Genomic DNA, 6,783 nt, shown 5'->3' with positions numbered 1-6,783 from the left:
GGCTCGACCTTGGCTGGGAGGCGCCGGTGGCCGAACTCTTCCGCGTGCTCRGCGTCGACCGCGACCAGCAGATCCTGGAGGACGAGACCGCCGATGCGCTGGTCGCCGCGGGCGCGCCGCCGCTGACGCGGCCCCGGCTGCCGGCGGGCGCCGAGCCGATCGAGGCACGGGTGCAGCACCCGCAGGTGCAGCAGGTGCTGCTGGCCGTGCAGGCCTATGCGATGGAAGCGTCGGCGGTGCGCGGTGGTGCGCATGAAGGTCCGGCCGTCGCGGCCATCGGCGAGCGCCTCGACGCGTTGTTGCGCCGCCTGGTCGGGCATTCACGCGGCTTCGCCGATGCGCCGGCCGACGACCAGCACGCGGTGCGCAAGGAGCTGAAGCGGCTGCGCTACCTCGCCGAGTTCATCGCGCCGCTGTACCGTGACAAGCCGGTCGCGCGCTTCTTCGACGCGCTGGCGCCTGCGCAGGACGCGCTGGGAAGCCACAACGACCTGGCGGTCGCGCTCAAGGCCTATCGCGAGCGGGCCGCCGCCGAACCCGAAGCCTGGTTCGCCGTCGGCTGGCTGGCCGCGCAACAGGCCCGTTCGGCCCGGGCGGCCCACAAGGCCCTGAAGCGTGCCGGCCGGGCCGAGCCGTTCTGGCACGGCAAGCCGCGCGGCTGAGCCGGATCAAGCGGCCAGCGCCGCGTCCACCACCCGCTGTGCCTCGTCGAGCAAGCGCTGCAGGTGCGCCGCATCGCGGAAGCTCTCGGCGTAGATCTTGTAGATGTCCTCGGTGCCCGACGGCCGTGCCGCGAACCAGCCGTTCGCGGTGACCACCTTGATGCCGCCGATCGCCGCGCCGTTGCCCGGCGCCTGGCTCAGCACCTGCACCACCGGGTCGCCGGCCAGCTCGGTCGAGCGGATCTGCTGCGGCGACAGCGCGCCGAGCTTGCGCTTCTGTGCCACCGTCGCGGCCGCCGAGATGCGGCCCGCGACCGGCCGCCCGAGCGCGCCGGCCAGCTCGTCGTAGACGGCGCCGAGGTCGCGGCCCTGCGTCGCGGTGATCTCGGCCGACAGCAGCGCGGCGGCGATGCCGTCCTTGTCGGTGCTCCAGGCGCTGCCGTCGCGGCGCAGGAAGCTCGCGCCGGCGCTTTCTTCGCCGGCAAAGCCGAGGCTGCCCTTCAGCAGCCCGTCGGCGAACCACTTGAAGCCGACCGGCGCATCGAACAGCGGACGGCCGAGGCGCGCGGCGATGCGCTCGATCAGTTGCGTCGTGACGACGGTCTTCGCGATGCTGGTCTCGCGGCCCCAGGCCGGCCGGTGCCGGAACAGGTGCTCGATCATCAGCGACAGGTAGTCGTTCGGCGGCAGCAGGCCGGCGCCCGGCGTGACGATGCCGTGGCGGTYGTGGTCGGTGTCGCACGAGAACGCGATGTCGAAGCGGCTCTTCAGTGCGACCAGGCGTTGCATCGCGTAYGGCGACGACGGGTCCATGCGGATCTGGCCGTCCCAGTCGAGCGACATGAAGCGGAAGGTCGGATCGACCTCTTCGCTGACCACGGTCAGGTCGAGGCGGTAGTGCTCGGCGATCGCGCGCCAGTAATGCACGCCGGCGCCGCCGAGCGGATCGACGCCCATGCGCACGCCGGCCGCACGCACCGCGTCGAGGTCGACCACCTGGCCCAGTTCGCCGACGTAGTGCTGCAGGTAGTCGTGGCGGCGCGTGGTGTCGGCGCGCAGTGCGCGTCCGGCCGGCAGGCGCTTCACATCCTTCAGCGCGGTTTCGAGGTGGCGGTTCGCCGCGGCCTGGATCCAGCCGGTCACCTTCTCGTCGGCCGGGCCGCCATGCGAGGGGTTGTACTTGAAGCCGCCGTCGCGCGGCGGGTTGTGCGAGGGCGTCATCACGATGCCGTCGGCCAGGCCCTGGCCTGAGCTGGCGCGCCCGCGGTTGTGCACCAGGATCGCATGCGACACCGCCGGCGTCGGCGTGAACTCGTCGCGCTCGGCCAGCATCACCGTCACGCCGTTGGCCGCCAGCACCTCGAGCGCCGTCGCCGCGGCCGGTGCCGACAGCGCATGCGTGTCGACGCCGAGGAACAGCGGCCCGTCGATGCCGGCCTGGCGCCGGTGGTCGCAGATGCCTTGCGCGATCGCGAGCACATGCCATTCGTTGAACGAGCGGTCGAGCGACGAGCCGCGGTGGCCGGAGGTGCCGAACGCGACGCGCTGCGCCGGCACCGAGGGGTCGGGCCGGTCGTCGGCGTAGGCGGCGAGCAGCCGGCCGACATCGACCAGCACCGAGGCGGGGGCCGGGTGCCCGGCGAGTTCGTTCAATGTGCTCATGCGATCGATCATAGGGAGCGGCCTGCCGGCCCAGGTGTCGCCGTGTGGCGGGCAGGGGCATTCCAGGGGCATTTCGCATCGGCGGCCGTCGCTTCGCATCGTGTGCCTCGGTGCGCGCTCCCTGATCCCTAAGGTAGGGGACCGTTCGCCGGAGTCGATCGCTGCGCCGCAGCGGGCCGCGCGATGCATCGAAGGCGCCTCGATCATGAACATTCAGTCCACGCAAGTGCATCGGGCCGGGGCGCAATGCGCATCGGCCACCGGGGCTGCCCCGCAAGGCGGGCAGCAGCAGGGGGCTTTCATCGACCAGGTGATGGGTGGCCTGAAGCTCCCGAGCCTCTCCCTGGGCGGCAAGGACGACGACAACGAGGAGCCCGGCATGTCGGCGTCGTCGCTGTCGGCGATGCGCTCGCTGCCGCCGATGCCGCAGGCCCAGCCGCAGCAGGCGCTGGCGATGCAACAAGGCGGCCAGGCCGCCGCCGCGCAGCAAGGTGCACCGGCCGCGCAGAGTGGACCCGTGATGCCGTCGGCCAACGACAAGGCGCCGCCGGGCGCCTCGGCGCAGAGCATCGTCGACGGCAACCCGACGCTGAAGAACCTGGGCAACCAGAGCGGCGTGAAGGACAACCTGAAGAAGCAGTGCGGCGACTGGGACGATCCGGCCAAGAGCCCGCAGGAGCGCGCCGACGCGGCGCAGCGGGCGTCCAACGTCGTCAGCTGGGTCAAGGGCGCGAAGGACCGCGACGGCGACGTGCGCCCCGAAGACGTGACGAAGAACGGCAAGATCGAAGGCTTCACGAAGGACGGCGATGCGCGCCACGGCACCGAGGCCGGCCTGCTGCAGGACTTCGGCAAGTACGGCTACGGGCACCTGAAGGCCGACCAGCGGCTCGACCAGACCAACGACGGTCACGTGAAGAAGAACGGCACGAACATGGACAACGCCGAGTACATCGGCCACAAGATCCTCGACGGCCTGTCGAAGGCCTTCAACTTCATCGGCGATCTGATCAAGAACACGCTCGGCAAGATCCCGGGCCTGGGCAAGGTGTTCTCGGCGCTGGGCGAACTGGGCGCCAAGGCGATCGGCGGTGCGCTGCACGTGGCCGACACCGCGGTGATCGGCGGCGACGTGAAGAAGGCCGGCGTCGAGATGGGCGCGAGCCTGACGGAAACCGCCGTCGGCTTCGCGGACCCGACCGGCCTGGGCGCCAAGGCGGCCGGTGATGCGGTGCGCGGCAGCTACAAGGGTTGATGCGGCGAATACTGTGCTTGCACACAGTACTGTATGAAGATACAGTCCGCACCTCGGAGGTCACCCATGTACGCAGAACTTCGCCAGAACTATCGTCCCCGCGGCCAGCGCGTGCCGGCTTGGCTGGTCAGGGTGTGGCGCTGGCTTTGATGACGACCCCTCGGTCGGCGGGTACACCGACCGATCCCCCGAGGGGATGCGGGCCGGCTTGGGGCGGCCCGGCGCTCGGCCCGCATGCGCTTCAGCGGTTCAGCGCATCGACCTGCCGCTTGGCTTCATCCACGTCCTTGTTGAGTTCAGCGAGGTAGCGGCTTCGCTCCTCGCTGCTCCATTCCGCATCTGAAAAGCTGTCGAGCGCATACGCCTTGCTGGTGTGCACGGCGCCCGCCTGCCGCGGCAGCATCGCGCGGTCCGGAAAACGATCGGGCAGCAGCAGGAATCCCTGCACATCGCGCAGCGTCAGCGGAAAGGCCGGCTTGCCGTCGCGCACCAGCTTGCCGAACAGGCGCAGCCTGAACTCCTGCTCGCCGACAGCCACCTCGTCGTTGAAGCTCAGCAGCGCGAACGGCTTGCCGGCCGCATCGTCGACGCGCGCGCTGACGACATAGCGGCCGGGCTGTGCCACCCGCGCCTTCAGGAAGAAATCGAGCGAGCCCGCCTGCAGCGCCTCGCGCACACCAGCCCATTCGGCGGGCACCAGCGGGTTGTAGACCAGGTCGAAATTGACGTTGCCCAGCTGCCCCGATTGGTTCAGGTAGGCCTGGATGCGGATCGTGCCGGCGAACTCCGCAAAGCCTTGGGTCGAGGGTTGCAGCACCGCCGCGAGGCTGCCGTCCGCGGCCTCGCTGAACGTGACCGGCACCTGCGGCAGGCCTGACGGCCGGCGCGCATCGGGCAGGTCGAACGCGACGGCGCGCGTCACCAGCAGCGGCAGCGGGCGATCGTCGTCATCGACGGCGCGCACCGTGAGGCGCACCGATTCGGCGCCGCTCGCGAACACGCGGTCCTGCGTGCTGCGCACGCGCACGYCCTTGGCCGGCTGGCCGCCCGGGGTGCGCAACGGCATCTCCTCGGCCACCGGGTCGAACGGGCGCACCTGGTCGGGGTGCTCGCCCAGCGGGCGCGCCTCGTGCGGGTAGCGGGTCGAGGTCTTGTACTTGGTGAGCGTGTCTTCGGCGCGGGTGAGCCGCTGCTGCCACAGGTCGAGCTGCGCGCGGCGTGCCTGCACCGCGCTCGCACTGAAGGATGCAGAGGGTGGCACTGCCGGTCTCGGGCTTGCGGTCTGCACTGCCACGGCGGGCAGGATGACAGGCGCCTCGGTCGGCGCCTCGCGCCCGAACGAGAGTGCAGCCAGCAACGCCGCGACGCTGACGCAGGCCATGACGATCAGCAGAGGCCTTCCCATTCAAGCGTGCGCGTCGGCCCAGCGGACGCCGTGGAACCGGCTTTGCCGGGCCACTGGCGGCGCCCCCTCGAGGGGGAGGCGCGCAGCGCCTCGGGGGTGGGCCATCATCTAGCGTTGGTGACCATGTCGGCGCGGACTTTCGAAACCACGCCGCCCCAGTTCTTGTTCGTGTAGTGGTTGAAGGCCTCGGCATCGTCGCGGAACACCACCGAATGGTTGCTCCACTTGGCGCGGCCGCCTTCGTTGTTCGCGGTGCCCAGCGTCAGGTCGTTGCACAGCCAGTCGCTCGGGTTGCAGAAGCTCGCGCCCGAGCTGCCCGAGACGCCGCCGCTCGAGTGATAGGCGACGACCTCGTCGTCCTGCCCCGGCAGCACGAAGGAGTACAGCGTGCCCTTGGCGCCGGCGTACATGTAGAACCAGGTCGCGCGGGTGTTGCTGTGGTCGTACAGCGCGCGGGCGGTGGCGGTCTTCAGGTCGGACACCAGCGGCTCCGAGACGGCCCAGTCGCCGGCGTCGGCCAGTTCGCTGCCGCCCCCGGCGCCGGCGGCGATGTCGACCCACTTGATGTTCCAGCCGACCTGGGTCGTGCCGTCGCTGTTGCCGCATTCGCCGGTCGAGCTCGCGATCGCGGTTTTCTTGTAGCGCGCCGTGCCGCCGTACAGCGAGAGCGCGTAGCCGATCATCAGGTCGCCCGCGCTGTGCGCCGCGACGTAGCACCAGTTCGGCCCGGTGCAGTAGCAGTCGAGCGCGTTGCGCACCAGGTAGTTCTGGTCGGAGACGTGGTTGTAGCCGTCCCAGTTGACCGATTTCTTGTTGACGCCGGCCTCGACGGTCGCCGGCCCCCAGTAGGTGAAGTCGGCATAGTTGCCGAGGATCCCGCCGCCGGTGCGGCCATTGATCCACAGCGAGTAGTTGGTCGCCAGGGCCGCCGTCGTCAGGCCGAYGAGCACGGCGCCGATCCCGGCCAGGCACAGCCGCGTGAGGTGTCGCATTGGGTTGTCTCCCTGTGTTGTCGAGACCTGCATGAAACCGATCTCGCGAGGCCCGAAAAGTACGCTCGTGCGGAAAAGTTCAGAAGCCCGAAGTTCCCCTCTTGACTTGCGCGATGTTCGCCCGCGTGTCTTGCACTTTCGTGTCAGCCCTCTGGCCTCACAGCCCGCACAACTTGCGGAACGGCCCCAGCACCGCCTCGCCGCGGAACGGCTTGACGATCCAGCCGGTGACGCCGATCGCCTTGCCGCGCTCGCGCATCTCGGCGTTGTCCTCGGTGGTCAGCATCACGATGCGCACCGCCGCGTTCCCGAGCTCGGTGCGGATCTTCTCGGCCATCGTCAGGCCGTCCATGTTCGGCATGTTGATGTCGCTCACCACCAGCTTGATGGCCGGGTCGAGCGCCAGCTGGCGCAGGCCGTCGCGCCCGTCGTTGGCCTGGGCCACGTCGAAGCCGTTCTGCTTCAGGAAGCTGCAGACGATCTCGCGCATCGTCTGGGAGTCGTCGACGACCAGGATCTGGGCCATTCAGTTTTTCTCTTCAGAAGAATTCCAGCTCGCCGGTGTTGTCGGTGGATGCCGGATTCGAGAACTCGACGAAGGCCTCGGGACGGAACAGCAGGTTGAAGATGAAGCGCTGCACGATGGTCAGCGAACGCTGGCGCGGGTGGTTCGGGTCCGCGAGCTGGTAGCGGATGCACAGCTGCGGATCCTGCGAGCCGAACGAGATGTACTTCTGCTCGTGGTTGATCACGATCGGCACCTGCGTCTGCTGCGTCGGGAACGCCTCGGGCGGGATGTAGTGGTTC

The 6,783-nt window shown here is 69.6% G+C and carries 6 protein-coding genes and 1 pseudogene; 2 read left to right on the top strand and 5 right to left on the bottom strand.

Going from position 1 to position 6,783, the window contains the following annotated elements; genetic code table 11:
• The coding region (locus AC1D15_RS13425; RefSeq protein WP_477826367.1) for a CHAD domain-containing protein at nucleotides 1-662 on the top strand (662 nt) is incomplete at its 5' end.
• Between the two features lie 6 nt (nucleotides 663-668).
• Here the strand turns inward: AC1D15_RS13425 and pgm are convergent.
• The gene (gene pgm, locus AC1D15_RS13420) at nucleotides 669-2,324 is read right to left on the bottom strand and encodes a phosphoglucomutase (alpha-D-glucose-1,6-bisphosphate-dependent) (RefSeq protein WP_477826366.1); all 1,656 of its coding nucleotides are present in this window, start codon (nucleotides 2,322-2,324) and stop codon (nucleotides 669-671) included.
• A gap of 205 nt (nucleotides 2,325-2,529) precedes the next feature.
• Here pgm and AC1D15_RS13415 point away from each other — a divergent pair, with 205 nt between their 5' ends.
• Nucleotides 2,530-3,579 carry an HrpF/NolX family T3SS translocon protein gene (locus AC1D15_RS13415; RefSeq protein ID WP_477826365.1) on the top strand — a complete coding sequence of 350 codons (1,050 nt, stop codon included), beginning with the start codon at nucleotides 2,530-2,532 and terminating at the stop codon, nucleotides 3,577-3,579.
• Between the two features lie 241 nt (nucleotides 3,580-3,820).
• Here AC1D15_RS13415 and AC1D15_RS13410 read toward each other — a convergent pair whose 3' ends face one another.
• The 4 genes and pseudogenes from AC1D15_RS13410 to AC1D15_RS13395 form a co-directional block, all read right to left on the bottom strand.
• Complete coding sequence (locus AC1D15_RS13410) at nucleotides 3,821-4,984, bottom strand: hypothetical protein (protein WP_477826364.1); 1,164 nt, start codon at nucleotides 4,982-4,984, stop codon at nucleotides 3,821-3,823.
• A 104-nt stretch (nucleotides 4,985-5,088) separates the two neighbouring features.
• A complete protein-coding gene (locus AC1D15_RS13405) occupies nucleotides 5,089-5,976 on the bottom strand; it encodes a hypothetical protein (RefSeq protein ID WP_477826363.1) in 888 nt (295 codons plus the stop codon).
• Between the two features lie 157 nt (nucleotides 5,977-6,133).
• The gene (locus AC1D15_RS13400; RefSeq protein ID WP_477826362.1) at nucleotides 6,134-6,502 is read right to left on the bottom strand and encodes a response regulator; all 369 of its coding nucleotides are present in this window, start codon (nucleotides 6,500-6,502) and stop codon (nucleotides 6,134-6,136) included.
• Nucleotides 6,503-6,515: 13 nt separating this feature from the next.
• Nucleotides 6,516-6,783: pseudogene (locus tag AC1D15_RS13395) on the bottom strand (chemotaxis protein CheX); the annotation flags it as partial.

The organism is Rhizobacter sp. P2_H2 (assembly GCF_056403375.1).
Note: the sequence above shows the minus strand (reverse complement) of the source record. Positions and strands in the feature narration are given on the sequence as shown.